Consider the following 25,650-nt stretch of genomic DNA (forward strand, 5'->3'; position numbering starts at 1 on the left):
GTAGCATGCACTGTTGCCCACGTCACTACTGAATTCCACCCTGTGGATCGGTAGTAGTCAGTTGCACTATCCAGCAACTTCGTACACTCGATCTCGACCCGTGGCGGGAATGCTATCGATCCTTTGCCGTGATGGAGGACACATGGTAGAACTAGTTCACTTATTACTAGTTCAGCCGCCTGGATTCCGATCAATTCGAGATGCCGGACGACGGCACATTCGCCCTCAGTCCTACCTGCGTGTCTGCCGTGAGTGCAGCGAAGATTGTCGCCCATCTGCGTTGACTCGGCGACGCTGACACGTGCGGCACGGACTGTCCTCGAACAATGGAGCAAATGAATGACTCTGCCTGATATCGGATTCATCGGGGCCGGCCAGATCGGCGAACCGATGGTCGAGAAGTTCCTCGCTACGGGCCGACGCACGGCCGTCTATGCCCGACGCGTGGAGGTTCGGGATAGGTTGGCCGGACGTGGCGCAATTATTGCGGCGCATCAGGAGGAGCTAGCGGCTGCTCCGGTAGTGGTCACCTGCCTGTTCAGTGATGCGCACGTACTCCAGGAGTGCACGCCGATCATCGAGAAGATGAGTCCGGGATCCCTGTTCATCTCACACACGACGGGGAGTCCGTTGATGATCCAGCGACTCCGCGACATCGGGCACAAGGGTGGGGTATCAGTGGTGGAGGCGCCCTTCAGTGGGAAGCCTGAGGATATTCGTCGTGGGGAATTGACAGTGCTGCTTGCGGGCGACGACGATGCTGTCGATGTTGCAGCCGGCGTTGTTGCGGCGTATGCGTCGAATATTCACCGGACCGGTCCGTTGGGTACAGCGCTGGCCGCAAAGCTACTGAACAATGCTCTGTTCGCAGCGTGTTCTCAACTTACGCTTTCGGCCCTTGCCGCAGGACGATCCCTCGGATTGGATGAGAACAAGCTTCTCGACGTACTTGCTGTAAGTAGCGGAGGCAGCACTGCCGCGCGTTACGTCGCTGCGTCCGAACAGGATGCACAGACCTACAGCGCCCGATTGCCCCGCTATCTGCGAAAGGACCTTGCCTCCGTCAGGACTGTCACCGCGGATCTGGGGATCGATATCGAGGATCTTCTTGCCGCGGCCGAACGCGGACCGATGGACCTCGACGACCGCGTACAGGCCGACGGACTCGAGAAGTCGCGGGCTTGAGGATAGCTAGGCGCCGGCGATGACACCGCATCTGCGAGGGTCGGCCACTGCACTATGTGGGATCTCGAAATCAGCTTGAACGAATACGTGGAGAAGGAGTCGGAAATGGCCGGAAGTTTGTCGGGTCGAGTAGCTTTCGTTACAGGTGCAGGTCAGGGTCAAGGCCGTAGTCATGCGGTCAAGTTGGCCGAGGAAGGCGCCGACATCATTGCGATCGACATCTGTGCACAGATCGAATCCGCAACGCATACCATGGCCACTGAGTCTGATTTGGACGAGACGACTCGGCTGATCACCGCACTCGGTCGCCGGGTTCTGCCGCGCATTGCAGATGTACGTGATCGCTCCGCACTCATCGCCGCGGCCCATGCCGGTTACGACGAGTTCGGACGTATCGATGTGGTCGTAGCGAACGCAGGTATCTGCCCACTCGGTCCGGACGTCGCCGCGTCGGCTTTCCTCGACACGGTATCGGTGGATCTGGTCGGTGTTGTCAACACCGTCGAAGCCGCGTTCCCCTATCTACGTGCGGGTGCATCGATAATCTGTACCGGATCGATGGCAGCGATGATGTCCCAGACGATGACCAGTCCTGAGGCCGGCCCCGGTGCCGCGGGATACGCGTACGCGAAGCGGGGTGTGGCGCGATTCGTCCACGACGCAGCCTTGCAGTTCGCCCCGCTGTCGATCCGGGTCAACGCAGTGCATCCCGGAAACATCGACACTCCCATGCTTCAGAACGACGCTATGTACAAGGTGTTCCGTCCGGATCTACCCAACCCGACTCGGGAGGACGCCGAGCCCGCATTCGGTATCGCACACCAACTTCCGGTCGTCACGATCGATCCGCGTGACATCAGTGAGGCTGTGTATTACCTGGCTTCGGATGCAGCGCGGTACGTGACCGGTCAGCAGCTCAAGGTCGACGCCGGGGCTTTGTTGGTCAGCACGTCCTCCGGCGCCCCTGCCTGAATTAGTCAGTAAAGCTCAATTTTACTTGAATCGTGGCGGGCGGCGTCAGAATTACGGCAGCGTGGAGGAGAACGAAGTGGACCTGTCTCTCGAAAACAGGCGTGTATTGATTACCGGTGCCGCCACCGGAATCGGAGCGGCTGCAGTGCAAGTGCTCGCTGCATCCGGGGCTCGGGTGGTGGGCACCTTCCACAACACCGAACCCGATACCGAGTCGGCAGCAACCTGGATTCGGTGTGACGTGACTGATCAGTCGTCGGTGCAACAAGCCGTGGCAAAAGCAGTCGCAGCGTTGGGCGGTCTCGACGTACTGATCCATGCGGCAGGCAGTTGGCAACTGGGCGCGCCGGGACACATCGACGCAGAGAACATCCGAACCATGATCGACGTCAATTTCAGTTCAACGGTCTTCGCAAATCAGGCTGCGTACGAAGTGATGAAAGAATCCGGCGGCCAGATCATCAACTTCGGCTCCAGCGAAGGAGTTTCGGGAAGCCCGGTCTCGGCGACCTATGCGGCAGCGAAGGCTGCGGTGCATTCGTGGACGCGGTCGGTGGCCAAAATGTGGGGTGCGGATGGCGTGACAGTCAATGCGCTCGCGCCGGCTGTCCAGACGCCGGGCGCCGACCGCAGGCTCGGCACCATGAGTCCGGAGGCGATCAAGCAGTACGAGCAGCAGTTGAAGATGGTAATTCCCCTTGGGGGCAAGCTGGGCAATCCGGTGTCGGACCTGGGGCCGGTGTTGGCATTCCTGTCGAGTGACGCGGCGAAATTCATCACGGGTCAACTACTTGCGGTTGACGGTGGATTGATGATGATCGGCTAGTAGCGCCCCGCCCGCCATGTGCTCGTGCGTCTCGGACCGACTGCGGCACGTCGCACGTAATGTGATGGGCCTCAGTGAGTCCGCGTTCGGCAGGCGGCGACGGTGTCCGGCCTTGGATTTCGAGTTCGAAGAACCTTTGGCAGAAACTCGTCGATGGGATCGATGATGCACTGGTACGGACATCAGGTAATTCCAACCAGGCGGGCTAGAGTTGTCATGTCAGTGACGGGGAGAGGATCGGTGAAGGCGTGCACTCTCAATTTGGGGGAGGGGCCACGCATTCGAGCGTGCGTGTACCCAAGGCTTCGGAGCGAATTGCTGATCGTCTGCGCGGACAGATCGTTCGAGGCGAGATTCTCCCCGGCGGTATGCTTCCAACGGAGAAACGGATGGTCGAAGATCTGGGCGTCTCTCGGCCGACGCTTCGTGAGGCCTTTCGTATTCTCGAAAGCGAGGGCTTGATCACGGTACTGACCGGAGCTCGAGGCGGACCTCAGGTGCGCTTACCTGACCTAAGCGTTGCGTCCAGGCATATCGGACTGTACTTGCAGACTCGCGGTGCAACTCTTGCGGATCTGCTCGAAGCGCGAGCGGAGTTCGGTGCCATCTGCGTGCGATTGCTGGCAGAGCGCTGCACCCGAGAAGGCTTGGAGGAGTTGACGGCCTGCGTCCGAGAGCAGTATCGAGTGTGGGAGGCAGGCGTCGATACTGGAGCGGACTTTGCGCGCTGGGTATCGCTCACCGGAGACTTCCACAATCTCATCGCGCTGCATTGCCGGAACAAGACACTCGAGGCGCAATCCAAGTCATTGGCGGACGTACTCGGAGCTCATCGCGTCGTGAGTATCCAACGTCGAGCAGATCCCGATGCGGTTGCGGACACGTCGTACATTCCCGGTGTGATCGCGGACTACGAGAAATTGGTCCGATTGGTCGAAGCAGGAAACGCGGCTGCGGCGGAAAAGCACTGGAGAGCGCACCTCTACGGTGCTGCGGAAGTCGTTTATCGCAATCGCGAACGAGATTCGATCATCAGCCTGTTCGATTGAGCTTGCGGCCTCGGCCAGATCTGCGGTTTCCCCCTCGTTGCAGGTGAGGGGGAAACCGCAGTTTCGTTTGCAGTGAGTAACTCTTCAGTGCCGAACCAGTCCACTCCGACGGACGGAGGTTCGCAGAGGTTGTGGTCTCCGATGCCTGTGTGCCCCCTGGCTCACACAGGAGTCTTTCTTGCCACAAGCGAGAGCGCGCGACTCGGGCAAACGTCAACAGCCTGCTTGGCCAGCGCCACTTCGTCGTCGGCCGCCGGCTCCGAACGAAGCACGACCACCACCCCGTTGTCGTCCTGGTCGAACGTGTCGGGATCGGTGAATACGCACTGCCCAGACCCTATGCACGAGCTTTGGTTGGCAACAATCAGCATCGTCACCACGCAACCGGGAGCGTGAAGATTCCATAGGTGGGACCGTATTCCTTGAATGGAATTTCCCCGAACGGAATGGCGAGACGCAGTGTCGGAATCCGACGGATGACTGCGGAGAGAACGACTTCGAGCTCCAATCGAGCGAGATTCTGTCCAAGACACTGATGTGGACCGAAACCGAAAGCGACGTGATTACGCGCTCCTCGGGTGAAGTCGATCTTGTTCGGCTCGGGGAACACCTCCGGGTCGCGGTTGGCGGTATTGCATACCGCGAACACTGCCTCGCCTGACCGGATCAACGTACCGCCGATCTCGATGTCGTCGGTCGACAGACGCAGACCACCGATCTCGGCGATCGTGAAGTAGCGCAGCAGTTCTTCCACAGCGCCCGGGATGAGCTCTGGATTATCGCGTAGTTGTTGAAGGAGTTCGGGCTTGTCCAGCAGCGTTGCGATACTGAGGGAGATCATGTTGGCGGTCGTCTCGTGTCCGGCGATGAGCAGGAGGACTCCGAGGCCGGTCAGGTCCTCCGGGTTCGCTCCGGCCGCAAGTTGTCGACTCAGGATGTCGTCGCCCGGATTTTCCACGCGGGAATTCACAAGATCGGCAATATATCCCTTGAGTCGACCCATCGCTTCCATGCGCACTTCGGAGGATGCATGAGGATCGGCGAAAGCAGAGCTGTTTTTCTGGAAGAAGTCGTGGTCCTCGTACGGTGCGCCGAGCAGTTCGGCGATCACAACTGACGGTACCGGGAGTGCGAGTGCTTCCACGAGGTCAGCCTCGGACTTCCCCAGCAGCATCGCGTCGAGGGCTTGGTCGACGATTTCGGTGATGCGCGGACGCATAGCACTGATCTTCTTCAAGGTGAACTCCCCCATTACACGACCTCGAGCCTCTGTGTGCTCCGGGGGGTCCATCTCGATCAACTGCTTGAGCTTGTTACCCGGAGCGTATCCGAGATTTGTCGGGTGGCCGGGCAATGTCCGATCCGAACTGAACCGGCTGTCGCTCAGAACGGCACGAACGTCTGCATGCTTCGTAATCGCCCAGATTTTGCCGTCATTCTGCCAGCCAACTTGGCTGACCGGCTCGACTTCCTGCAGTCGCAGGTGCTCGGGCGGGGGACTGTACGGATCCATGCGTTGCGTCGAGAAGGCTGCGGTAGCCATGAGATCTCCCTTGATCGGCGAACAGCGCGGGGCGTGAATGAGCGCCTCCTACTTTTGAGGTGGAGTGCTTATTTTCGAGAGTTTAGTCACGATTAGTGCCGTGCGTCTAGACCATGAGGCAACTCATCTGAATTGCCCGCGTTGCACTTTCGTAGTTTCACGTGAAAAGGCCAGCGAACGTCATGCGATGACCAATGCAGACGATCAGGTCTGCAGGGTGCTGCGGGTGCACTGCTTGCGTCCGGGGTGGAGTGAATCCACGTAGGCATGCCTTGTCAATGTTGTTGTAGCTCTGACTTTCTGGCGCAGGTGTATCCCGCCCGGCGTGGTTCACCGGGAATATGCGCATACCGAACTGCAGGGTCGAGTTGAGTGTCGCGGGCAGCGGGAGTTGCCTTGTTCGAGCTGTAAACTCCTGGCTCCCAAGTTATCTCCCAGCGCGGGTGTGGGCGGCGTGTGCTGCATTTTCGGGCAAGGGTGTCGGCGAAGCGTCTGTGGGTTTCCCTGTGGCGGGATCGCGTATCGGTCGAATGGCATTGTTCGCTGACGAATGATCGTGCAGTGACCACTAGGTCTGTTATCAGGGCGACGATTGACACCAATGGTGTCGTACAGCACACTGTTACTGTTGTACGGATCAGGTGTTCCGTTAAAGCGAACAGAGTTTGAGTGTGGTGACTCCGCCATAGCTCAGTCCTGTGCATACCGAAACGGAGCACACCCGGTCGAAGCGAGCTGTTTCGTTGAGGCCCCGGCAACTCCCACACGCATTGTTCCTTCGCCGCAGACCTCGATGTGAGAGTGACAAGACATGACGACACTCGTGCCGACCGAAATGGATTGTCGGCGCCCACTCGGCTCGAGGATTGCCATATTGATGTTGGCAGTCTGCTCGTTCGTGTTCACAGTGGTGCACTCTGCCGTGCCCAGCCTTGCGAGTGGGGCAGTCAACGTGTATTCCGTTGTCCAAAAATCATTTTCAGGGATTCTTGCCTCGGTAGGGACATTCAACTATGTCGGATCTGCGGTATCAGGTACGCCACGCCTTCCGTCGCAGAGGGGGGCGACATGGCCCCACCGAATTCCGCTAGCGCTGTGAATCCGAAATGCAACGGACGGCGGTGCCAGAGGCCGATGCCTCCTGCATGTCCCGTCCACAACACACCAAGGAGCAATTAAGTGAACGATTACTTCGGATATGCCGGAAAGACTGCCGTCGTCACCGGTGCCGCGTCGGGTATGGGGAAGGCGCTCACCGAGATCTTGGTTGATCTCGGTGCGAATGTGTATGCACTGGATCGAGTGGAGCCTCCGGTTGCCGGCGTTACGAAGTCCATCATCGCGGACCTCGGGAACAAGGACTCGATCGATGCGGCATTTGCACAGTTGCCACTGCAGATCGATGTCTTCTTCGGGGTCGCGGGAGTTTCCGGTGTTCACAACAGCTTCCTGGAGACACTCACCGTCAACTTCATCGCGAACAAGTACGTCACCGACACCTACCTTGCTGATCGCATCACGGAGAACGGTTCTCTCGTCTTCGTAACGTCAAATGGTGGGGTCCGTTGGGAAACCCCTGCAGTGCGTGAAGAATTGGAGCTCTTCACCCGCGGCGACAACTGGAATGACCTCGTACAGACGGTTGAGAAGTTCGAAGCGGAGTTCGGCAGTGTTCCCGGATCGCTCGGCTACATCATGTCGAAGCGTCTGCTCAACTTCTGGGTCGCGGAGCAGGTCGCTCCGCTCGCAAGCCTGCGCAAAATCAGGATCAACGCCGTTCTCCCCGCCATGACGATCTCGGGGATGCTGCCCGAATTCGCTGAGATGAAGGGCGGTCAGGATGCCGTCGAAGCTGACCTCGGGCCGGCCGGGCGTCTTGCAGAGTCGGTAGAGATGGCGAAAGTGCTCGCGTTCCTCGGTAGCGACCTAGCGAGCTACGTGTCGGGAACGCACACCTCCGTCGACTTCGGCATGAACGCGCTACAGATCGCAGGGCTGGCGCCGGATCGGCTCGGGTGGACTCTTCGCGGCGTCCTCTCGCAGCAGCCGAGTGCGTAACTCCAGCCGAGAACGAGCACGCGAACTCGGGTAACTGAGCCGGGATTGTTCATCGAACACCCGGCGTCAGGGGCACTCGCTCCCCGAGATCTACCAACTTGAACCAAGGAGACTTCTGTGACCGTCCTGGACATTCGCGACACCGCAATCAATCTGAAGCATCCGGATCGTCTGTACATCAACGGCGTGTGGCAACTTCCGGCCAATCCGTCCAGTATCGACATTGTCGATGCCACGACGGAGGAAACGTTCTACCGCGTAGCCGAGACCGGTCCCGAAGACATGGACGCGGCAATTGCCGCGGCGCGCAACGCTTTCGATAACTCTCCGTGGCCATTCCTCGAACCCGCGGAGCGAGCTGAGTACCTCCGGAAGATGGCCGCCGGCCTGCGTGCCCGCACTCAAGAGGCTGGCACATTCTGGACACGTCAGGCCGGAGTCATCTTCGGTATGTCTGTCGGCGCGCTCAGCCGCGTGCCCGCGCTCTTCGAGTATTACGCCGACCTTGCCGCCAACTACCCGTGGGCGACGCAGGATACGCCCGAGTTCTCCGCGTTCGGTGCGGTCGTCAACGAGCCGGTCGGCGTCGTCGGGGCGATCGTTCCCTGGAACACGCCACTCTCTCTCGCCGCGTACAAGGTCGCGCCGGCTCTTCTCGCAGGCTGCACGATGGTCCTCAAAGCCCCGCCGGAAGCGCCGGGTGAGCTGTACATTCTCGCCGAGGTCGCGGAGGAGATCGGCCTGCCGCCAGGCGTGCTGAACGTCGTGAACGGATACCGCGGGGTTTCCGAGCAGCTTGTTGCCGACCCGCGGATCGACAAGATCGCTTTCACCGGTTCGAGTGCTGTGGGACGTCAAATCGGTGCAACGTGTGGAGCGCGTCTGGCTCGATACACCCTCGAACTCGGCGGCAAGTCGGCCGCGGTCATCCTTGACGACTACGACCTCGCCACAGCAGCTGCTGCGATCGCTGCGCAGGAGACGTCATTGAACGGCCAGGTGTGCATGTCGCTCACCCGCGTCATCGTCACGAAGTCGCGCCACGACGAGTTCGCCGAGGCGCTGGGTTCGGTCTTCGGAGCGGTACGGGTCGGAGATCCCTTCGACCCGCAGACGCAGCTCGGTCCGCTTGCCCTGGCCAGGCAGCAGGAGAGGGTTCTGGGCTACATCAACACTGCCCAGAACGAGGGCGCGACGCTCGTGACGGGCGGCAACCGTCCCGCGCACCTCGACCGTGGCTTCTTCGTGGAGCCGACAGTGTTCTCGAATGTCGACAACAGGTCCACCATCGCGCAGGAGGAGATCTTCGGGCCAGTTCTGTCGGTGATCCCGGCCGAGAACGAAGAGCACGCAATCGCATTGGCGAATGACACGCCATATGGACTCAACTCAGCTGTCTTCACGAATGATGTGGACCGTGCCTACCAGGTCGCACGTCGACTTCGTTCGGGCACGGTAGGGCACAACGGATTCAAGACGGACACCAGGATGGGATATGGCGGCTTCAAGCAGTCGGGCGTCGGGCGGGAAGGTGGCCTTCAGGGCCTCCTGCCCTACCTGGAGTCCAAGACGGTGCTGCTAGACGGAGCTCCCGCGCAATTCCGATGAACAGCCGCGATATCCCGGACTGCTGCGTGCAGGCCGGGATATCGCATCTGCCCGGAACTGTGCCTGACCTCTGACCAGTGGGAATCGAATCTGGTCGTTGCGTTTGCGATACAGGCGATCCCGCTGACGAAACTTAACGAGCACGGTGCGGCGGCCTCGATCAATTACTACGAACTCGGCAGTGCTTCAGCCTGCTACCAGAGCAAGTACGGGTCGCGCAAAGAAAGGAAATTGACGAAAGATGACTGGCGTCGAGATCAACCCCAGAGAGACCGATTTCTTCACCGATGCTGACATCGCGGCGGAGGCGGAGCCCTACTTCGATTACATGCTGGCGAATCATCCGGTATTCCGCGAGCCGAAGTACGGCGTCGTGATCGTGACCGGCTATGAAGAAGCGCTGCAGGTCTACCACCAGCCCGACGTGTACTCGTCGATCAACCGCACCGGTGGCCCCGTGGTCGACCTCCCCTTCGAAATCGTCGGCGACGACATCAGTGAGATCCTCGAGAAGCACCGCGAATATTTCTCGTCGAACGATCAACTCGTCACTTTCGACCCACCACTTCACACGGATCACCGCGCGATCTTGATGGGGTTGATCACGCCCAAGCGGCTCAAGGAGAACGAGCAGTTCCTCAAGGACACCGCCGACCGTTACCTGGACGAACTCATCCCTCGCGGAAACTGTGAATTCATCTGGGACTATGCGAAGAAGTACACAGTTCTCGCGGTCGCTGACCTGCTCGGTATGCCGGAGGAAGAGCACTCGATGCTCCTCGACCTCCTGGCCTCCGTGCCGGCGCCCGTATTGGGAAATCTCGAACTCCAAGCGGTTCACCACGGTGGCCTCGAGACGCTGTACGACTACTTCGTGGCCAAGATCGAGGACCGTCGGAAGACACCGCAAGAGGATGTCCTCACGGGAATGGCGCTTGCGACCTTCCCGGATGGTTCGCTTCCCGAGCCGATCGAGGTCGCACGGATCGCCTCCAACCTCTTCGCGGCAGGGCAGGAGACAACCGTCCAGCTCCTGGGCATCGCCATGCAGCGGATCGCCGAGGACGCCGAACTGCAGGACCGGTTGCGCGCCGACTCGTCACTCATTCCGAAATTCATCGAAGAGGCCCTTCGCGTCGAGGCGCCCATCAAGGGATCGTTCCGGCTCACCAAGAGGCCGACAAGTATCGGGGGCCTCGACCTCGCACCTGGCACCGTCATCATGTTGATCAACGGGGCTTCCGGTCGCGACCCGAAGGTCTTTGAAAACCCCGGCGAGTTCCAGGTTGAGCGCGCGAACGCGCGGCAGCACCTGGCATTCGGCCGCGGTATCCACACCTGCCCGGGAGCGCCGCTTGCGCGCGCCGAGGCGGTCTTCTCAATACAGCGAATTCTGCAGCGTACCAAGAGTATTCGTATCAACGAGCAGTATCACGGACCCGTAGGGGAACGCGAATGGAAACTCATCCGCAGCTACAAGTTCCGCGGGCATACCCATCTCTATCTCGAATTCACCCAGGCGGACGCGTGATATCGGGCGAACTGACCATCGACCGTGATCGGTGCATGGGGTCGGGGCAGTGCACGTTCTATGCGCCGGCCACCTTCGACCTCGACGAGATGAGCATCGCCGTGGTCATCGACGATCACGGTGACGACCACGACAACATTCAGCAGGCGATCGACGTCTGCCCGACGCGTTCCATCGTTCGTGCAGCTGGAGCAGAAGGAGTCGATACCCAATGACAACTACGACCGAGGCGACGGTCTCTCGACCGATTGCCGATCTGGACAGTGACGGCCTCCTCGGGTCCTTTCCTGGTGGGCCGCGGCTTGTCGGCACGAAATGTGATCGCTGTGGGCGCGCCATGATCGGCGTCCGCGTGGTCTGCAGTGCCTGTGTCAGCACAGAGGTGAGTCGCATCGAGCTCCCGACGAGTGGTTCGCTGTACACCTTCACTCGGCTGCATGTCGGCGGCGACGGTGTCCGCATCCTGGGCTACGTCGACCTAGAGGGTGATGTTCGAACACTCGCCGATATCCGTGAGAACGGGAAGTCATTGCAACCCGGACTGCAGGTAGAACTCGGCGTGGATGGCTCCAATTGGTTCTTCGCTCCGGTATCCGGTGTGAATGGAGGAGAATCCGATGACTGAAGAAGTCTTTGTCGTTTCGGCGGCCATGATCCCGTTCGGCAAACACCGCACATCGTCGTATGTCGGACTCGCCGTCGCACCGCTCGTCGACGCCCTTCGCGGAGCGGGGATAGAGAAGTCGGACGTTGACGCGGTCTACGTCGGACACTCTTTCGGCGGCATGATGACCGGACAACGGATCTGTAAGGAAATCGGCCTCGGGACGGTGCCCACCGTCAATGTCGACAACGCATGCTCGAGCGGTGCGACGGCTATCCACGAGGCTTGGACGGCAATCTCACAAGGGCTTGTCGACGTCGCAGTCGTGGTCGGAGTCGAAAAACTGACCCAGTTCGGCGGAGGGACCCTTCCGTTGTCTCCCGAGGATCGAGAGGTGAAGCAAGGCATCGTGATGCCGGCCGTCTACGCGATGCGTGCGACGCGGTACCTCCACGAAACCGAAGCGACGGTCGAGGATCTCGCACTTGTCAGTGTGAAAGCGCGCAAGCACGGGGCGCTCAATCCCTTCGCACAGTTCCGCAGTGAGGTGACAGTCGACGAGGTGCTCGGCGCACGTCCGATCGCCGATCCACTCACACTCATGATGTGCTGCCCGACCGGCGACGGTGCAGCCGTCGTCGTACTCGTGTCGGAGCGCGCTCGCAACCGTCTGAACACACCGAAGGGGATGCGTGTCGCGGCCTCGATTCTGCACTCGGGCGAGGTCAAGGAGGGGTATCGCGACATGACGATGCCGGAGATCAGCCAGCATTCCGCTTCTGACGCGTACGAGATGGCAGGGATCGGACCCAAGGACCTCGACATGATCGAGCTGCACGACGCGTTCTCCATCGCCGAACTCGTGTATTACGAGGCGTTCGGCCTCGCCGAGCGTGGACGTGCGATCGATCTTCTCCGCGACGGAAAGACTACCTTCGGCGGAGACGTCGTGGTCAACCCCAGTGGTGGTCTCCTCTCGAAGGGACATCCGGTCGGTGCCAGCGGCGTGGCACAGGTCGCCGAGGCATTCTGGCAGCTGACCGACAACGCCGGCGCACGCCAGGTCGACGACGCACGCTGGGCGATGACGCATGTGACCGGTGGTGGCACGGCCGGTCTGGACCACGGCGCCTGCACGATCCATATCTTCGAGGGCGTGTGATCACGGTGGAACGGCCCGCATTGGAGGGGATCCGGGTCATCGATCTGACGACTTTTCTCTCCGGTCCGTCTGCAACACAGCTTCTCGGAGACCTCGGTGCAGACGTGATCAAGGTCGAGGCGCTCGGCGGCGATTCCAGTCGGTCGATCGTCGGTCCGGAGCTTGACGGTGACAGTGCGTATTACCTTGCCAACAATCGCAATAAGCGAAGTATTGCAGTCGATCTCAAGTCGCCGCGTGGACGAGATGTCGTCAGAGACCTGATCGCCGGAGCTGACGTTGTGATCGAGAACTTTCGGCCAGGAGTCACCACCAGGCTCGGACTCGTGCCCGAGCAGATCGTGGAGGACCATCCCGCGTTGATCTGGGCGTCGATCAGTGGATTCGGGCAGGAAGGTCCGTGGCGCGACCGACCGGCTTACGACATGGTCGTGCAGGCGCTCAGCGGTGTGATGAGTCTGAATGGACATGCGGGCTCCCCAGCAGCCCGGCTCGGAATACCAGCCGGTGACGTGGTTGCCGGGCTATACGCAGTGATCGGTATCCTCGGCGCTCTTCATGCTCGCGGAGAGTCCGGTCGCGGGAGAATCGTCGATGTTTCCATGCTCCGCGGACAGCTGGCGATGCTGTCCTACCAAGCCCTGTATACCAACCTCAACGGAGTTGCGCCCGGTCCTCAAGGGGCAGCACATGATTCGATCGCGACCTACCGTTCCTTCCGTGGTGGCGACGGCCGCGAGTTCGTCGTCACGGCCAATACACCACGCATGTGGGAAGATCTCTGCCGTGTTGTCGGGCTCGACGAGTTGATTGTCGACGAGCGTTTCGTGGATGCTGCGACACGCTTGCAGAACAGGGAAGCTCTGTCGGATATTCTCGAGGCCAGGATCGCCGAGCGCCCGGCTGCAGAGTGGGTCGGCCTGCTCACCGCGGCGTCGGTTCCGGTAGCTCCAGTGAAGAACGTGCTCGAAGCTCTTGACGATGCGAGAGAAGCCGATGACGGATCGCTCGTGACTGTGGGGAACGAAACGGTCGAGTTCGAGAACGTCGCCATGCCAATCCGTTTCGTCGGTACCGCCGATGTCGAGCCCGGCTATCCTCCCGCCCTCGGCGAGGACTCGGACGACATTCTCAGGACGGAATTGGGACTCACCGACGAAGAGATAGCGGCACTCGTGACAGACGGTGTGGTCGGTGTGCCGTCGGCTGTGAGCGTCACAACGTAAGACGGTGAAACAGGTCTGCCCCTGCGGTGATTATTACCGCAGGGGCAGACCTGTTGTGGAATGCAGCCGTATCTACAGGTTCGCCGAAGCCGTTTCCGGGCAACGTGAGTTGGACGACGATGTAACCGTGGTGAATCGTCCGACCGGCCGTTGAACGGCCGGTCGGTGGCTACGATCAGCCGAGTCGAATCACGTCGTCGGCAGCGAACTGCAGCATTTCGTTGCGGTCGTGCAGTTTCACGCGCTCACGTCCCGTCGATTCGCCTGCCGCGCGCTCAGCCTCGTCGATCCTTCGCCAGGCCGCCCAGTCGACAACCTGGACGCCGCGAGAGCGAAGTAGTTCGTCCACGACGGTCGAGGCGGAGGCCGACGAGGACTTCGAGCCGATGTCCTCGAGGATCGACGTGACAGTGTCCAAGGCGCATCGGCGGTTGGTCCCTACGACTCCCGTCGGCCCCCGTTTGATCCATCCTGCGATGTACACCCCGGGAACTTCTTCTTCGCCGTCGATCACCCGTGAATCGCGATGGGGAACGGTGGCGGTCTCGGTGTCGAACGGAAGGCCTGGCACTGCTTTGCCCATGTATCCGACCGAGCGGAAAACGAGTTCGGTATCGAGAGTCTCCGTGACAGTCGGATCGCTGGTCTTCGCCAGTCGGACACCCGACACTGATCCGTCCTCGCCGAGGAACTCGACGGGAGTGCGATCGAACACGAAGCGAATCCTGTGCTTTCGGCCGAGCGCACCACGCTCCGCCGCTTTGCGGAATGAAGCGAACAAGCGCGTCGCAGCGGGGTTGGAATCGAGGTATTCCTGTTGTGCGGCATCGAGTTCGAGATCGTCAGGGTCGATGATGACGTCGCAGTTCTCGAGGTCTAGTAGCTCGATGAACTCCTTGTTGGTGAACTTCGCATACGCGGGGCCTCGGCGCCCGACGATGACGACTTCGGAAAAGGTGCTCGCCGTGAACGCCTCGACGATGTGCTGGGGTACATCGGTGGCACGCAGGTCCTCGGTGGTGCGCACGAGCATGCGTGCGGCGTCGAGTGCCACGTTTCCCACACCGATCACGACCGCTCGGTGCCCGTCGAGTACAAATGCGTTCGACGGCGTATCCGGATGACCGCCGTACCAGGATACGAAGTCGCGAACCGCGTGTGCGCCTGCAAGGTCTTCCCCCGGCACACCCAGTCGTCGGTCGAGCGGGGCCCCGGAGGCGAACACCACCCCGTCGTAGTGGCTACGAAGTTCACTCGAGGTGATGTCCACACCGACTCGCACGTTCCCGAGCAAGCGCACACCCGGTGTTTCCTCGAATACCTCGGAGAACGACATAGTGATGGATTTGATCTTCGGATGGTCAGGGGCGACACCGTAGCGCACGAGGCCAAACGGAGCCGGAAGTTGTTCGAAGACATCGACTTCGATCGGTTGATCCGATTCCTCGGACAGTAATTGTGCGCAGTACGAACCCGACGGCCCCGACCCTACGACTGCGATTCTGAATGTGCTCACGATCAGCTGCCTCCCCTCGGGGCCAGCGCGGTGATCAGGTCGACGTCGTAGTCGATCTTTCCGCCCTTGCGGCCGCTCTTCGGCGTCGTCGTCTCTGCGAAGAATCGCTCGTTCACCCCGATGTAATGCTCCTGATCGCCGGGGATCTCAGCTTCGTAGAAGATTGCGTCGACCGGGCATGACGGTACGCAGGCACCGCAGTCGATACACAGGTCCGGATTGATGTACGTCATCCGGCCTCCCTCGAAGATGCAATCGGCCGGGCACTCCTGCATGCAACTCTTGTCCTGGACGTCAACACACGCCTCTGTGACTACGTAGACCATGACGGCTTTTCTCCTTGCCTCTGCAGCTGGGATGAATTAGGCCCATTGCCGCAGTTTGTCGACGATTTCTTCGGTCGGGCCGCCTGCGGCGATAACCCGTCGTGCTTGATTGAGGGCGCGCACCCAGTTCACTGTTACAGCGCCACATGCTCTTCCGGTCTCGTCGGCGTGGACGACTGCGACTCTCTCGCCCGCCTCGAGGTCTCCGAAGACTGTCGAGCTGCCTGCCGGATCACGGCGGCCGACCGAGTGCACTTTCCAGTCGTATTGGTCGGACCACACGTAGTCCGAGGAGTCGTACCCCTCGGCCAGGCCTCCGGTGATCGCGTTCGCGACAAATCTGGCCTGATCACTGGCGTTCGTCCAATGCTCGGCTCGCACATCCATGCCTCGATCCGAATGCGGCCAGCGCGCGACGTCGCCGATGGCGTACACGTCGTCTGAGCCGATCGCACGGAGATGCCGGTCGGTCAGCACACCGTTGTCGAGAGTGAGACCGGAGCCGAGGAGCCAGTCCGTCGAGGGGAGGGAGCCGATTCCAACGACTGCCGTCGATGCCTCGAGTTGGGTACCGTCATCCAGGACTACGGTGAGGGAGCCGGCTTCACCGTGGATATCGGCAACTCCGACACCGAATCTGGTTTCTACACCGTTGCGGTGGTGAAGGTTGACGAGGACGCTCGCGATTTCGGGTCCGACGAGTCGCTCCATCGGCTCGGGAACTGGGTCGACGACAGTGACCGGGCATCCGAGTTTAACTGCAGCAGACGCGATTTCGGTGCCGATAAACCCTCCGCCGACGACAACGACAGCCTCGCGGAGGCTGAGTCGCTCGGCAATGGCCCGTGATTCGCCGAGAGTGCGCAGTTGGAACACTCCAGATGTCGGCTGCCATGGCGAAGGTCGTGCGATAGCTCCGGTGGCGATGACAAGGACGTCGTAGGTGACGGTAGAGCCGTCGTCGAGTGAGACGGTCCGTGTCGTGGTGTCGAGGCCGGTGGCCGCTGTTCCGAGCCTCGTAACGATGTCGAGGGCGTCGAGTTCCGGCCGGGTGATGAGCCGGTTCGCCTCCACTGCAGCGTCGGACCACTCTGAGCTGAGTAAGCCTTTCGACAGGGCCGGGCGATCGTAGGGCAGATCAGCCTCGGCGCCGACCAGAGTTATCGGACCCGAATAGCCGCTTGCGCGAAGGCATTGCGCAGTGCGAGTGCCTGCAAGCGATGCGCCGACTACAAGGATGTGGCGCCGAGCGTCGGATCCAGTCATGGCTCAAGTCCTTACTATGGTGTCAGATCGCGGAAGCCGCCCATCTGTCAGAGACCCAAGCGGGTGAGGGCGCACTGCACGTTGGCGCTATGTTCCGTTTAACGGAACGCATGGTCGCTACAACGCAACAGAAGTATCGACCCGCACAGGGGATACTGTCAACCTTGTGTTGGACTACCGCAGCGTACGACTTCAGCTGGGGGAGGGCGGGTTACCGCTCCTCCGTTCCTGCGATCAGCTCGGTTAGCCGCCCCGCAGCTTCGCGGACAAGCGCTACCAGTGTCGATGCATTCGTCGCATTGAGTCGTGCTTCGGGAAGAGTGATGCCAACAGCGCCGACCACGGTTTCGGAACGTCCGAAGATCGGCGCGGCTATCGCGATTGCCCCCTCGATACGTTCCCCGTGCGTGATCGAGTAACCGTCGCGGCGGATGGTGTCCAGTCGCGCGAGCAGTTCATCGGGGTCTGTCAGCGTTCGATTCGTTGCAGCCGTCAGTCGGCCGTGGACGATTGCGTGTCGGACCTCTTTGGGAAGAAAGGCGAGGATTGCGAGACCGCTTGCGCCGGCGTGCAATGGGAGCCACTGCCGCATCGGGAGTGTGTAGCGAAGCGGATGTGAAGAATCGGCTGTGAGGGTGAACATCATCTCGTGGCGTTGTTCGCTGTACAGCGAGAAGAATGCGGATTCTCCCGACTTCTCCATGAGTTCGTTGAGTGTCTCGGCCGACAGATATTGCAGTGGATACTTGTTCGTCGTTGTCCAGGCGAGCCGCAAGAACTCCAGTCCGAGTCGGTAGGAGCCGTTCTCTGCGCGTCGCATCAAGCCGAGCTTCTCGAGGTCTGTCACCAGTCGATGGGCAGTGCTCGGGCTTACATCGAGGTGACCAGCGAGTTCTCGCACGCCATGTGAGTCGTGTTCGCTTTCGATCATGAATGTGAGTATTTCGATTCCACGCGCGAGGGGCTGCCGTCGACGCCCTTCGTTGCCTGGCTCTTGTTCGGCCTCATCTGTCAGCTTGGTCATCGCACATCCATTTCACTCGTATTCTTCCGAAGAGGCTTGACAACAGACCGTAGCGCAAGCGAGCCTTAAGCCTTGGGCTTCAATGGAACGGTCGTTCTATTCAACGCAATGCGTGTTGGCGCGTCAGGCTCTTCAGGCGATGGGTCGCGCACCGGACACCAGGCTGTCAGCGAGAGGGATTGAAACGCGATGTGGTTTCCATGCAGTGCCGCGAACAAGGGAGTGCGAACGCGATGACGGTTTCTGGTCGAGTTGCAGTCGTCTCCGGCGGAGCAGCAGGTATCGGGTTGGCGATCGCCCAGCGACTGGCCGATGACGGTTTCAAGATCGCTGTCCTCGACGTCGTAGACGGCGCAGCTGAGGCTGCGGCTGACGCCATTACCGCGGCGGGCGGCGAGGCCAAGGGATACCGTGCCGACGTTGCGAACCGTGAACAGGTCGACATCGCTGTCGAGGCAGCCCGCGCGCATCTCGGCCCCATCGCGGTCGTCGTTGCGAATGCAGCGATTGCCCGACAGCAGGAGTTCTTGGGCATGACGCTCGAACAGTGGAATCACACCCTCGAGGTCAATCTGACGGGCACATTCAACGTCGTTCAGACGTGCCTCCCGGATCTCGTCGAAGCAGGTTGGGGCCGTGTGGTTCTCATCTCTTCGTCCAGCGCGCAGCGCGGTGCTCCGAGGATGGCCCACTACGCCGCGTCGAAGGGCGGCCAGATTGCGCTGACGAAGGCGCTGGCCGTCGAGTTCGCGAAAAGCGGCGTAACGGTCAACACTGTGGCACCGTCGTCGATCGACACACCGAGCGTGCAGAAGAAGCGGGAGGAAGGAACCATTCCCTCGGCAGAGGACATGGCAAAGTACATCCCGGTCGGTCGCGAGGGTACCGGTCAAGACATCGCGAATGCCGTGTCATACCTTGTTTCCGAAGGTGCTTCGTACGTGACAGGTCAGACGCTCAGCGTCAACGGCGGATCGTTCATCGGGTGAGAACATGCTGAACAGACAAATTCCCCTGAGCCCCAACGAAACCTGGAGCGACGCAGACGGTGGACTCCCGGTCAGTGCCCCGGAATCCGCGGAAGCGGTGGTTGTGGACCAGTTCGTGGCCGCGACAGGAAGGCTCGTATGGGCAATCCGGGAATCGTTCGTCAGGTACGTCACTCTGATTGCACGGGGCGAGTACACGATCGCCGGCGGAGTCACTGAGGGTGAAGACGGGCAATTCGCGTTTCCGCTGCGACGGGCAGTCCAAGAGGGTGACGACTGGCGATTGTCCTTTGGCGGCTCTGTCCACTTTGTTGCGCATCATGGTCTTTTGGACGTTCTGATCGTGGACCCGGAACTCGTCGTGGGCCCAGGCGGTGGAGTACTCGCTACTCATGTTCGCGGTGATGCCGATGAGCTCATTGCTATGGTGGTGACCGACGCCGCATCTCCAGAATTTTCGTGGAAAGAGCTTGTCTGGCAGGAGGTTCCAACAAAGTTGGCGACTGCCGGCGCGGAACTGTTGGGAAATGTCTATCCCAAGGGCACTGACATGGCGTCCCTGGGGATTCGAGTCCAATTGGACGCGTGACCGTCACTTCCCCGCTACGGGTTCCTCGGTGCCGGTCTTCGCGGCAACCGGCGCTGAGGAACCCGTGGCCGGGCCGATGAGTTATCTGCCGAGATGTGCCATGAACGTCGACGTCCAGTCTTTGAGGCTCGCAGGTACGTAGTATCCATCTTGATCGTTGATCTCGTCCCAGTGCTCGACGACATCCTCGATTGCAGGCTCGCCGTCAGAGATCCAGCCCGGCGTGATGCCGAGGAACCATCGGGAGAACCGCTTGGCGCCGGCGACCAGGATCTCTCCGTTCACTGGGCACGATTCGTGTGCGAGGAACGCAACCATGGGAGAAACCAGTCCGGTTTCCATTGCCTGCAGAATGGCCGGATCTGTCGGGGTGGTGGTGACGATGTTGGGCTTCTTCGCCGAAATGCTGGGCCGGGTAATGGCGTTGGGGGCGATGCAGTTGACGAGGATGCCCTTCGGAGCTGACGAGACTGCAAGGCTCCGGGTGAATCCGATGAGCGCGCCCTTCGCTGTCGCGTAGGCGAGATTGTCCGGTAGGCCGAGCATGCCGGTCGACGTCGTCGTGATGATGCGGCCGTACCCTTGCTTTTCCATGTAAGGCCACGCCGCGCGCGTAGTGTGCCACGTACCTCGCAAGTGCACATCGAGTGTGCGTTCGAGGTTGTCGGCGTCCGCCTCCGGGAATGTAGCCCAGCGGGAGATGCCCGCGTTGTTCACGACGATGTCGATCCGCCCGAACTCGCGGATGGCGGTGTCGACGAGCGAGTGGCAGTCTTCCTCGATTCCCACGTTGTGTATATCGGCGACAGCGTCCCCCCCGGCTGCTTTGATTTCCTGCACCACGTCGTTCGCGGGGCCGGTATCGCTGCCTTCGCCCTCCTTCGAGCCGCCGAGGTCGTTGACCACCACCTTTGCGCCGCGTGATGCGAGAAGCAGTGCATGGGCTCGGCCGAGTCCACGACCCCCGCCGGTCACGATGGCGACTCGTCCGTCGAATCGAAGGTCAGTGCTGTCGTTCATCATTCTCCTTTGAACTGAATCGACCAAATTTTCACCATGATCGCTCATGTAATGAGATCACATGCTAGCTCGAAAACCCAGGTTAAATGTGAGAATACGAGGAATTGCTTGGAGCTTTTGAGCAGATGTGCTTATCTAGTGGCAAGTGAAATATGGACGGAATCGAATGGGAGTAAGTCGAATGGCGATGATGTCTGACGATAAAGCCGACGTTGACGTGTTGGTGATCGGTGCCGGAGTGGTCGGCATCTACGCTCTCTATCGGGCGGTCGAAGCCGGTTTCAGTGCCGTGACGCTGGAGGCCGGCGACGGCGTCGGCGGGGTGTGGTACTGGAATCGTTACCCCGCAGCGCGATTCGATTCGGAGAGCTACACCTACGGTTACATCTTCTCCAAGGAGCTCTTCGACGAGTGGCGTTGGTCGGAAGAGTTCGCGACGCAGCCCGAAATCGAGAGCTACCTCAACCATGTCGTGGATCGCTTCGAGCTGCGCCGACATATCCGCACCGGAGCGCGAGTCGTTTCCGCGCTGTGGGATGAGGCCGACAACGTGTGGGTCGTGACGACTGCGCAGGGCGACACGTTGCGCGCACGTTGGGTCATCTCCGCAACCGGCGGTCTCTCGGTTCCCAACTACCCGGACATCGACGGGCTGAACAGCTTTCAGGGGGAGGCCCATCATACCGGCGCGTGGCCGCACACTCCGCTCGACTTCAGTGGCAAGCGCGTCGCGATCATCGGCAACGGGCCGAGTGGCGCGCAGCTCCTGCCCGCGATTGTCGACGTTGTAGAAGCAGTCGACCTCTATCAGCGCACGCCGACGTGGACGACGCCTCTGAATAACGCGCCGATCGAGGATGAGCGGTGGCAATGGCTCAGCGATAACTTCGACGAGATTGCCACCGTCTTGAACACGAGCCCTTCCGGCTTCCTGCATGAGCCGGCGGGAAAGTTCTCGACTGACGACTCGCCGGAGGAGAGGCAAGCCTTCTACGAGAAGATCTGGAAGAGTCCAGGTTTCGCCAAGTTGACAGCGAATTATTACGACATGACGACGAATCGCGAGGTCAATCTCGAGTTTTGCGAATTTCTCGCGGACAAGATCCGAAAGATCGTAGACGACCCGGAAACGGCCGAGCGTCTCATTCCGAAGGATCAGCTCTTCGGTGCGAAGCGTCCGCCTTTTGTCGCGGACTATTTCGAGTCGTTCAACAAGCCGAGCGCCTCGCTCGTCGCGCTCCGGGAGACACCGATCGTCCGCATCGATGCCAGGGGCATCGAAACCACCGAGCAGCACCGCGATTACGACATCATCGTCTACGCGACCGGATTCGATTTCGGAACCGGTGCCCTCACGAGAATGGGCGTGAAAGGCCATGGCGGCCTTGACCTCAGCGTGGATTGGGTAGACGGACCGTCCGACTTCGGGGGGTTCAGTGCACACCACATGCCGAACTTCTTCTTCCCCGGCGGTCCGCACGGCGCAGGCGGTGGCAACTACCCCCGCTACTCGCAGGATCAGGTCGATTGGATTATGAAGACGTTGATCTATGCGCGTGAGCACGGGTTCGATCGGTTCGAACCGACTGCAGCTCACCAGGAAACGTGGATGACGATGGTCGAGACTCTCGCACCGCTCTCGATTTTCTCCGCCGAGCACAGTCACTACTACGGTGCGAACGTCGAAGGGAAGGCGCGCAAATTCCTGCTCAACCCCGGTGGGCGAGCAAAGCTACACGAGATCCTCGACGGGGTATCCGCCACACATGATTTCGGCGGTGCACTTTCCTCTTCGGTTCGGGTCGGCGTCTGACGATCACGCGATCGGTGGTGCCGGCCTTTCGGCTCGTGGAAAGTCGGCGCCTCCCCTTCGGGAGGTGCCGACCCACACGTGGCGTCGAGCCAGGGAACGTGACGTCGATCCTCGTGGCGATTCGGGAACTGAAAATCGATCCGCAACAACGTGATCGGAGAGTCATGGTCCCGGAGGACTCGTCCGGACCCTCAGCGGATTCCGTCGATGACCACGAGGTCGGCTAGGCGCCCAGCTCGGTCAGTAGTTCACCGAGCCATGCGACGGACTCTGTGGCAGCTTCTCGGTGTCCGCGATCGTCGATACTCGGACCACTGAGTTCCAGGTCGAAGGTTCCCGTGTACCCGGAGTCCAGCAGTTCCTTCACGATGTGCCGGATCGGGATGTCCCCGGCGCCGGGGACATCCCGGCAGGGCAGCGATCGCATGCCGGCACTCATGTTGCTGAGCTGGACGTGCGAGACGAGTTCGATGTTCTTGCGGATGTCGTCGAGTAACTCGGCCTCGGTCCAGACATGGAAGAGGTCGAGGCACACGCCCATTCCGGTGCGCACGCCCAGCAGGAGTGCGTCGTGGAAGCTGTGCACGAAGTTGAGGTCGGCGTAGAGCCAGTTCGTCGGTTCTACGGCTACAGCGATGCCCTTGTCGGCGGCGTACTGGACGAGGTCTGACGTGGCTTCGGCGTACGCGGCCGCATTGGCATCCCAGTCGGCGAAGGCGCGGCGTCCGGTCAGGGTGTAGACGGAGCCGGCACCGACCGCTGCCGCCTGGTCGATGTCGGCGCGCGCCCCGTCGATCTGACCCTCGATATCGGCGCCGGGCGTCAGATCGAAGCGCAGGAGAGCGGTGGTCGTGACCATGCTGACCCCGTGTCTGCGGCTCGCCGTTGCGACTGCGTCAACACCACTTTCCCGGATCTTTGCCGACGTCATGGACGTCTTCGAGACGCCGAGTTCGCCGATCGCCTCGATCGCGTCGATCGCCGACAGAGTCGGGAAGCACAGGCCGCTCACGGACACTCGCGGGTGCGCTCGGTCGGTCGTGGCGGTGTTGTAATCGCTCTTGGTGTTCATTGTTCTGCCTTCTGTCATGACCGGTCTCGCCCGGCTTCAGGAACGGGGATCGGGTGTCACGTGTGGCAACCGAGAGCGCGCACCCGCCGGATCTCGTCGGCGGCGTGAAGCACCTTCCGCGCCCCGATGACGGCAAGACGCGCGCACTCTTGCGCCGAGGTGCCCGCAACAGCCAACGACCGCATCGGAGCTTCGACGCCGATCACGGGGACAGGTGGAAGCGCTGCCAATATCTCCACCACCGGCAGTTCACCCTGACCGGGAACACAACGATCGATCGAGTCGTCCCGATACACCGGGTTTCGCTGCGCGAGTGTGTTGTCGCTGAGTTGGATGTAGCCGACATATTCGTGGTCGAGCATTATGAGATCTTCCGCGCCGTGGCCGGATCGGGAGGAGTGCATCGTGTCGACGAGCAGACTGAAGTCCGGACGGCCGACGTGTCCGACGGCCTGCAGCGCTGTCGGTAGGTCGGGAACGGTGAGCGACTTCGCGAATTCCATCGTTGTGGTCATTCCTCGGCCGGCTGCCATCTCTACGAACGTAGCCAGTTGGTCGAAGCTGCGCGGCAGGTCAGGGTCCATTGTCACGGCGTTGACCCGGGTTACCCCGAGTTCGGCCATCACATCCAGGTTCGCATCTTCATCACGAAGGTCGTGGAACGGCTGGACGACAAACCCTTCACCCAGTGAGATCGACACGTCGCGATCCTGCATCGCTGCGATGAAACGCCGACGCAAAGCCACGTCGTCGAGCATGGAATACGCCGGGTGGCCGTATGGGTTGTACGGTCCGCCGCCGCCGGCCACCTTCATCGAGATGTGGTGGCAGCCGAGATCTGCTGCCAGGTGGACGAAGTCCACTGGTGGTAGGCCTAGGACGGTTTGGTACTCGATTCCGATTTCAGTCATGAGTGTCCTTCCAGAGCGCAGGCAAGCGTGGCGGTATCGGCCGCGTGGTGTTCACATCGACGGCTTCATCGAGCCTGGGGTCAGTGGTGTCTGCTCGATGAGCTCGCGGTTCGGCGGCGCGCCCGAGTACAGCACTTCGCGTTCGACCAACTCTGAGGAAAGCACTTCTCCGATCAGTCCCAGATCAGCTCCGGTCCGGTCGGCGATCTGCCGGATGACATCTACATCCTTGAGCATGAGCTCTGCGAGCCGGATGCCGACGGCGTCGACCCCAATCCAGGCGAGGCTGCTCAGCGCTCGACTGTCGCCACTGCCGTGCTGGATGGCGGCCAGGATCTCTGCCTCACCGATTCCGACGGCCGCAGCGAGGCGCACGGCGTCGACGGCGAGCCCGATCTGCGCGACGAAGAGCGCATTGTTGACGAGTTTGACGCGCTGACCATGACCGATCGGACCGACGTGCATCACCGGGGAGCCATAGGACTCGAGCACGGGGCGGACGCTGTCGAGTACGTATTCATCGCCTCCCACCCAGAGCGTGAGGCGACCGGCAGCCGTGTCTTGTGGGCTGCCGGAGACGGCAGCGTCAAGCACGTGCACGCCCCGTTCAGCCCCTGCGTCGGCAACCATGACTGCTGTGTCGGGATCGCAGGTGGTGTGCTGCACCAGGATTGCACCGGGTGCCATGGCCGCGACGGCGCCACCCGATCCCAGCAGCGCGGCCTGCACCTGCTCGTCGTTGAGTACGATGCTGATGACCAACTCGGCGGACTGCACTGTTTGCTCGATTGTGTCGGAGGTGTTCCACCCCTTGGCCTTTGCGGTGGATCGTGTTTCGGATCCTCGAGTCAGAACAGTGACGTCGTTCCCGGCAGCGATCAAGCGTTCGACGATCGGCCCGCCCATTCTGCCCGCTCCGATGAATCCGATCTTCATCGCGGGCTCAATGCAACAGTCATGGATTCGGGGCCCGACAGGTCGTTCGCCTTCAGTTGTTGCATGTCCGATCTCCTCTGTGCTTTGTGAACTCGGACCGGTGATCTTCGACCAGCGGTTCCGAGCAAGGCTCGCCGTCGTTGCTCAGGTGTCTCGCGTATCGCGGATCCGGCAAGCCGGAGAGAGACAGTCATCTCGAATTTGTGGCAACTCGAGAAGGCAAATTAGGTTAACTAGTCATACCATGTTGCTTGCATCACTACATAAGCTAAAGGTGAAGCAGTTCACTTTTTCTAGGTGGCTGACGGGTGATGCTCGATAGGAGTTCAGGCAACGGTGCCGGGACATGCTGTCGCAATGGCACTTCCGCCGCGACATTTTGGTTCGAACATGCCGTAGTGACGTGGGCAACAGTGCGTGCTAT

At 60.8% G+C, this 25,650-nt stretch carries 24 protein-coding genes; 14 read left to right on the forward strand and 10 right to left on the reverse strand.

The features are described from left to right. The first annotated feature begins 339 nt into the window (after positions 1-339). The 4 genes from R4P64_RS33565 to R4P64_RS33580 all read left to right on the forward strand — a co-directional run bounded on the left by R4P64_RS33565 (position 340) and on the right by R4P64_RS33580 (position 4,032). Positions 340-1,185, forward strand: a complete 846-nt coding sequence (locus R4P64_RS33565; protein ID WP_033237262.1) for an NAD(P)-dependent oxidoreductase — start codon at positions 340-342, stop codon at positions 1,183-1,185. A 105-nt stretch (positions 1,186-1,290) separates the two neighbouring features. Further along, positions 1,291-2,157, forward strand: a complete 867-nt coding sequence (locus R4P64_RS33570; RefSeq protein WP_317824522.1) for a mycofactocin-coupled SDR family oxidoreductase — start codon at positions 1,291-1,293, stop codon at positions 2,155-2,157. A gap of 76 nt (positions 2,158-2,233) precedes the next feature. After that, positions 2,234-2,983: an SDR family NAD(P)-dependent oxidoreductase gene (locus tag R4P64_RS33575; protein ID WP_033237261.1), complete on the forward strand. Its 750-nt coding sequence runs from the start codon at positions 2,234-2,236 to the stop codon at positions 2,981-2,983. A 287-nt stretch (positions 2,984-3,270) separates the two neighbouring features. Further along, a complete protein-coding gene (locus tag R4P64_RS33580; RefSeq protein ID WP_033237260.1) occupies positions 3,271-4,032 on the forward strand; it encodes a FadR/GntR family transcriptional regulator in 762 nt (253 codons plus the stop codon). 161 nt (positions 4,033-4,193) lie between these two features. Here R4P64_RS33580 and R4P64_RS33585 read toward each other — a convergent pair whose 3' ends face one another. Both R4P64_RS33585 and R4P64_RS33590 read right to left on the reverse strand, forming a co-directional pair. After that, positions 4,194-4,403 carry a ferredoxin gene (locus tag R4P64_RS33585; RefSeq protein ID WP_092803899.1) on the reverse strand — a complete coding sequence of 70 codons (210 nt, stop codon included), beginning with the start codon at positions 4,401-4,403 and terminating at the stop codon, positions 4,194-4,196. 2 nt (positions 4,404-4,405) lie between these two features. After that, positions 4,406-5,575: a cytochrome P450 gene (locus R4P64_RS33590; protein WP_092803896.1), complete on the reverse strand. Its 1,170-nt coding sequence runs from the start codon at positions 5,573-5,575 to the stop codon at positions 4,406-4,408. Between the two features lie 1,179 nt (positions 5,576-6,754). On the opposite strand from R4P64_RS33590, the gene R4P64_RS33595 reads away from it, so the two are divergent. The 7 genes from R4P64_RS33595 to R4P64_RS33625 all read left to right on the forward strand — a co-directional run bounded on the left by R4P64_RS33595 (position 6,755) and on the right by R4P64_RS33625 (position 13,764). Continuing rightward, a complete protein-coding gene (locus tag R4P64_RS33595; RefSeq protein WP_092803890.1) occupies positions 6,755-7,633 on the forward strand; it encodes an SDR family oxidoreductase in 879 nt (292 codons plus the stop codon). Positions 7,634-7,750: 117 nt separating this feature from the next. Beyond that, positions 7,751-9,241: an aldehyde dehydrogenase gene (locus R4P64_RS33600; RefSeq protein WP_092803887.1), complete on the forward strand. Its 1,491-nt coding sequence runs from the start codon at positions 7,751-7,753 to the stop codon at positions 9,239-9,241. Between the two features lie 241 nt (positions 9,242-9,482). After that, positions 9,483-10,772, forward strand: a complete 1,290-nt coding sequence (locus tag R4P64_RS33605; RefSeq protein ID WP_116104799.1) for a cytochrome P450 — start codon at positions 9,483-9,485, stop codon at positions 10,770-10,772. Beyond that, positions 10,769-10,987: a ferredoxin gene (locus tag R4P64_RS33610; protein WP_202026694.1), complete on the forward strand. Its 219-nt coding sequence runs from the start codon at positions 10,769-10,771 to the stop codon at positions 10,985-10,987. The genes R4P64_RS33605 and R4P64_RS33610 overlap by 4 nt, the downstream gene beginning before the upstream one ends. Next, the gene (locus R4P64_RS33615) at positions 10,984-11,397 is read left to right on the forward strand and encodes a Zn-ribbon domain-containing OB-fold protein (RefSeq protein ID WP_033237253.1); all 414 of its coding nucleotides are present in this window, start codon (positions 10,984-10,986) and stop codon (positions 11,395-11,397) included. The genes R4P64_RS33610 and R4P64_RS33615 overlap by 4 nt, the downstream gene beginning before the upstream one ends. After that, complete coding sequence (locus R4P64_RS33620) at positions 11,390-12,538, forward strand: thiolase family protein (RefSeq protein WP_092805080.1); 1,149 nt, start codon at positions 11,390-11,392, stop codon at positions 12,536-12,538. The genes R4P64_RS33615 and R4P64_RS33620 overlap by 8 nt, the downstream gene beginning before the upstream one ends. Positions 12,539-12,543: 5 nt before the next feature. Continuing rightward, positions 12,544-13,764 carry a CaiB/BaiF CoA transferase family protein gene (locus R4P64_RS33625; RefSeq protein ID WP_245006136.1) on the forward strand — a complete coding sequence of 407 codons (1,221 nt, stop codon included), beginning with the start codon at positions 12,544-12,546 and terminating at the stop codon, positions 13,762-13,764. A gap of 175 nt (positions 13,765-13,939) precedes the next feature. Here the strand turns inward: R4P64_RS33625 and R4P64_RS33630 are convergent, their stop codons facing one another. The 4 genes from R4P64_RS33630 to R4P64_RS33645 form a co-directional block, all read right to left on the reverse strand. Then, positions 13,940-15,280, reverse strand: coding sequence for an FAD-dependent oxidoreductase (locus R4P64_RS33630; protein WP_287165373.1), 1,341 nt, complete (start codon positions 15,278-15,280; stop codon positions 13,940-13,942). A 2-nt stretch (positions 15,281-15,282) separates the two neighbouring features. Further along, positions 15,283-15,606, reverse strand: a complete 324-nt coding sequence (gene fdxA, locus R4P64_RS33635) for a ferredoxin (protein WP_033237250.1) — start codon at positions 15,604-15,606, stop codon at positions 15,283-15,285. Positions 15,607-15,642: 36 nt separating this feature from the next. Further along, positions 15,643-16,872: an NAD(P)/FAD-dependent oxidoreductase gene (locus tag R4P64_RS33640; protein ID WP_116104798.1), complete on the reverse strand. Its 1,230-nt coding sequence runs from the start codon at positions 16,870-16,872 to the stop codon at positions 15,643-15,645. Between the two features lie 211 nt (positions 16,873-17,083). Beyond that, positions 17,084-17,896 carry an IclR family transcriptional regulator gene (locus R4P64_RS33645; RefSeq protein ID WP_033237248.1) on the reverse strand — a complete coding sequence of 271 codons (813 nt, stop codon included), beginning with the start codon at positions 17,894-17,896 and terminating at the stop codon, positions 17,084-17,086. A 233-nt stretch (positions 17,897-18,129) separates the two neighbouring features. On the opposite strand from R4P64_RS33645, the gene R4P64_RS33650 reads away from it, so the two are divergent. Then, positions 18,130-18,885, forward strand: a complete 756-nt coding sequence (locus tag R4P64_RS33650) for an SDR family oxidoreductase (protein ID WP_092805078.1) — start codon at positions 18,130-18,132, stop codon at positions 18,883-18,885. Between the two features lie 4 nt (positions 18,886-18,889). Continuing rightward, positions 18,890-19,474 carry an HtaA domain-containing protein gene (locus tag R4P64_RS33655; protein ID WP_095887117.1) on the forward strand — a complete coding sequence of 195 codons (585 nt, stop codon included), beginning with the start codon at positions 18,890-18,892 and terminating at the stop codon, positions 19,472-19,474. Positions 19,475-19,555: 81 nt separating this feature from the next. Here R4P64_RS33655 and R4P64_RS33660 read toward each other — a convergent pair whose 3' ends face one another. Further along, positions 19,556-20,494 (reverse strand): SDR family NAD(P)-dependent oxidoreductase, encoded by a 939-nt coding sequence (locus tag R4P64_RS33660; protein WP_092805076.1) that lies wholly within the window; start codon positions 20,492-20,494, stop codon positions 19,556-19,558. A 190-nt stretch (positions 20,495-20,684) separates the two neighbouring features. Here R4P64_RS33660 and R4P64_RS33665 point away from each other — a divergent pair, with 190 nt between their 5' ends. Next, on the forward strand, positions 20,685-22,307 hold the full coding sequence (locus R4P64_RS33665; protein ID WP_202026695.1) for a flavin-containing monooxygenase: 1,623 nt from the start codon (positions 20,685-20,687) through the stop codon (positions 22,305-22,307). 223 nt (positions 22,308-22,530) lie between these two features. Here R4P64_RS33665 and R4P64_RS33670 read toward each other — a convergent pair whose 3' ends face one another. The 3 genes from R4P64_RS33670 to R4P64_RS33680 are packed head-to-tail and all read right to left on the reverse strand — an operon-like array spanning position 22,531 to position 25,226. Further along, on the reverse strand, positions 22,531-23,379 hold the full coding sequence (locus R4P64_RS33670) for a sugar phosphate isomerase/epimerase family protein (RefSeq protein ID WP_175393545.1): 849 nt from the start codon (positions 23,377-23,379) through the stop codon (positions 22,531-22,533). Positions 23,380-23,435: 56 nt separating this feature from the next. Then, on the reverse strand, positions 23,436-24,290 hold the full coding sequence (locus R4P64_RS33675) for a sugar phosphate isomerase/epimerase family protein (protein ID WP_092803866.1): 855 nt from the start codon (positions 24,288-24,290) through the stop codon (positions 23,436-23,438). 51 nt (positions 24,291-24,341) lie between these two features. Further along, positions 24,342-25,226, reverse strand: a complete 885-nt coding sequence (locus tag R4P64_RS33680; RefSeq protein WP_051730822.1) for an NAD(P)-dependent oxidoreductase — start codon at positions 25,224-25,226, stop codon at positions 24,342-24,344. Between the last annotated feature and the right edge of the window lie 424 nt (positions 25,227-25,650).

This window comes from Rhodococcus sp. IEGM 1366, assembly GCF_033142425.1.
GTDB lineage: Bacteria > Actinomycetota > Actinomycetes > Mycobacteriales > Mycobacteriaceae > Rhodococcus_F > Rhodococcus_F globerula.

Excerpts from the sequence above, each read along its gene's own strand:
- R4P64_RS33670 (WP_175393545.1), bottom strand. The coding sequence starts at position 23,379 with ATGAACACCAAGAGCGATTACAACACCGCCACGACCGACCGAGCGCAC.
- R4P64_RS33645 (WP_033237248.1), bottom strand. The coding sequence starts at position 17,896 with ATGACCAAGCTGACAGATGAGGCCGAACAAGAGCCAGGCAACGAAGGG.
- R4P64_RS33640 (WP_116104798.1), bottom strand. The coding sequence starts at position 16,872 with ATGACTGGATCCGACGCTCGGCGCCACATCCTTGTAGTCGGCGCATCG.
- R4P64_RS33565 (WP_033237262.1), top strand. The coding sequence starts at position 340 with ATGACTCTGCCTGATATCGGATTCATCGGGGCCGGCCAGATCGGCGAA.
- R4P64_RS33620 (WP_092805080.1), top strand. The coding sequence starts at position 11,390 with ATGACTGAAGAAGTCTTTGTCGTTTCGGCGGCCATGATCCCGTTCGGC.
- R4P64_RS33615 (WP_033237253.1), top strand. The coding sequence starts at position 10,984 with ATGACAACTACGACCGAGGCGACGGTCTCTCGACCGATTGCCGATCTG.
- R4P64_RS33585 (WP_092803899.1), bottom strand. The coding sequence starts at position 4,403 with ATGCTGATTGTTGCCAACCAAAGCTCGTGCATAGGGTCTGGGCAGTGC.
- R4P64_RS33605 (WP_116104799.1), top strand. The coding sequence starts at position 9,483 with ATGACTGGCGTCGAGATCAACCCCAGAGAGACCGATTTCTTCACCGAT.
- R4P64_RS33680 (WP_051730822.1), bottom strand. The coding sequence starts at position 25,226 with ATGAAGATCGGATTCATCGGAGCGGGCAGAATGGGCGGGCCGATCGTC.
- R4P64_RS33570 (WP_317824522.1), top strand. The coding sequence starts at position 1,291 with ATGGCCGGAAGTTTGTCGGGTCGAGTAGCTTTCGTTACAGGTGCAGGT.
- fdxA (WP_033237250.1), bottom strand. The coding sequence starts at position 15,606 with ATGGTCTACGTAGTCACAGAGGCGTGTGTTGACGTCCAGGACAAGAGT.
- R4P64_RS33590 (WP_092803896.1), bottom strand. The coding sequence starts at position 5,575 with ATGGCTACCGCAGCCTTCTCGACGCAACGCATGGATCCGTACAGTCCC.
- R4P64_RS33675 (WP_092803866.1), bottom strand. The coding sequence starts at position 24,290 with ATGACTGAAATCGGAATCGAGTACCAAACCGTCCTAGGCCTACCACCA.
- R4P64_RS33660 (WP_092805076.1), bottom strand. The coding sequence starts at position 20,494 with ATGAACGACAGCACTGACCTTCGATTCGACGGACGAGTCGCCATCGTG.
- R4P64_RS33655 (WP_095887117.1), top strand. The coding sequence starts at position 18,890 with ATGCTGAACAGACAAATTCCCCTGAGCCCCAACGAAACCTGGAGCGAC.
- R4P64_RS33665 (WP_202026695.1), top strand. The coding sequence starts at position 20,685 with ATGTCTGACGATAAAGCCGACGTTGACGTGTTGGTGATCGGTGCCGGA.
- R4P64_RS33650 (WP_092805078.1), top strand. The coding sequence starts at position 18,130 with ATGACGGTTTCTGGTCGAGTTGCAGTCGTCTCCGGCGGAGCAGCAGGT.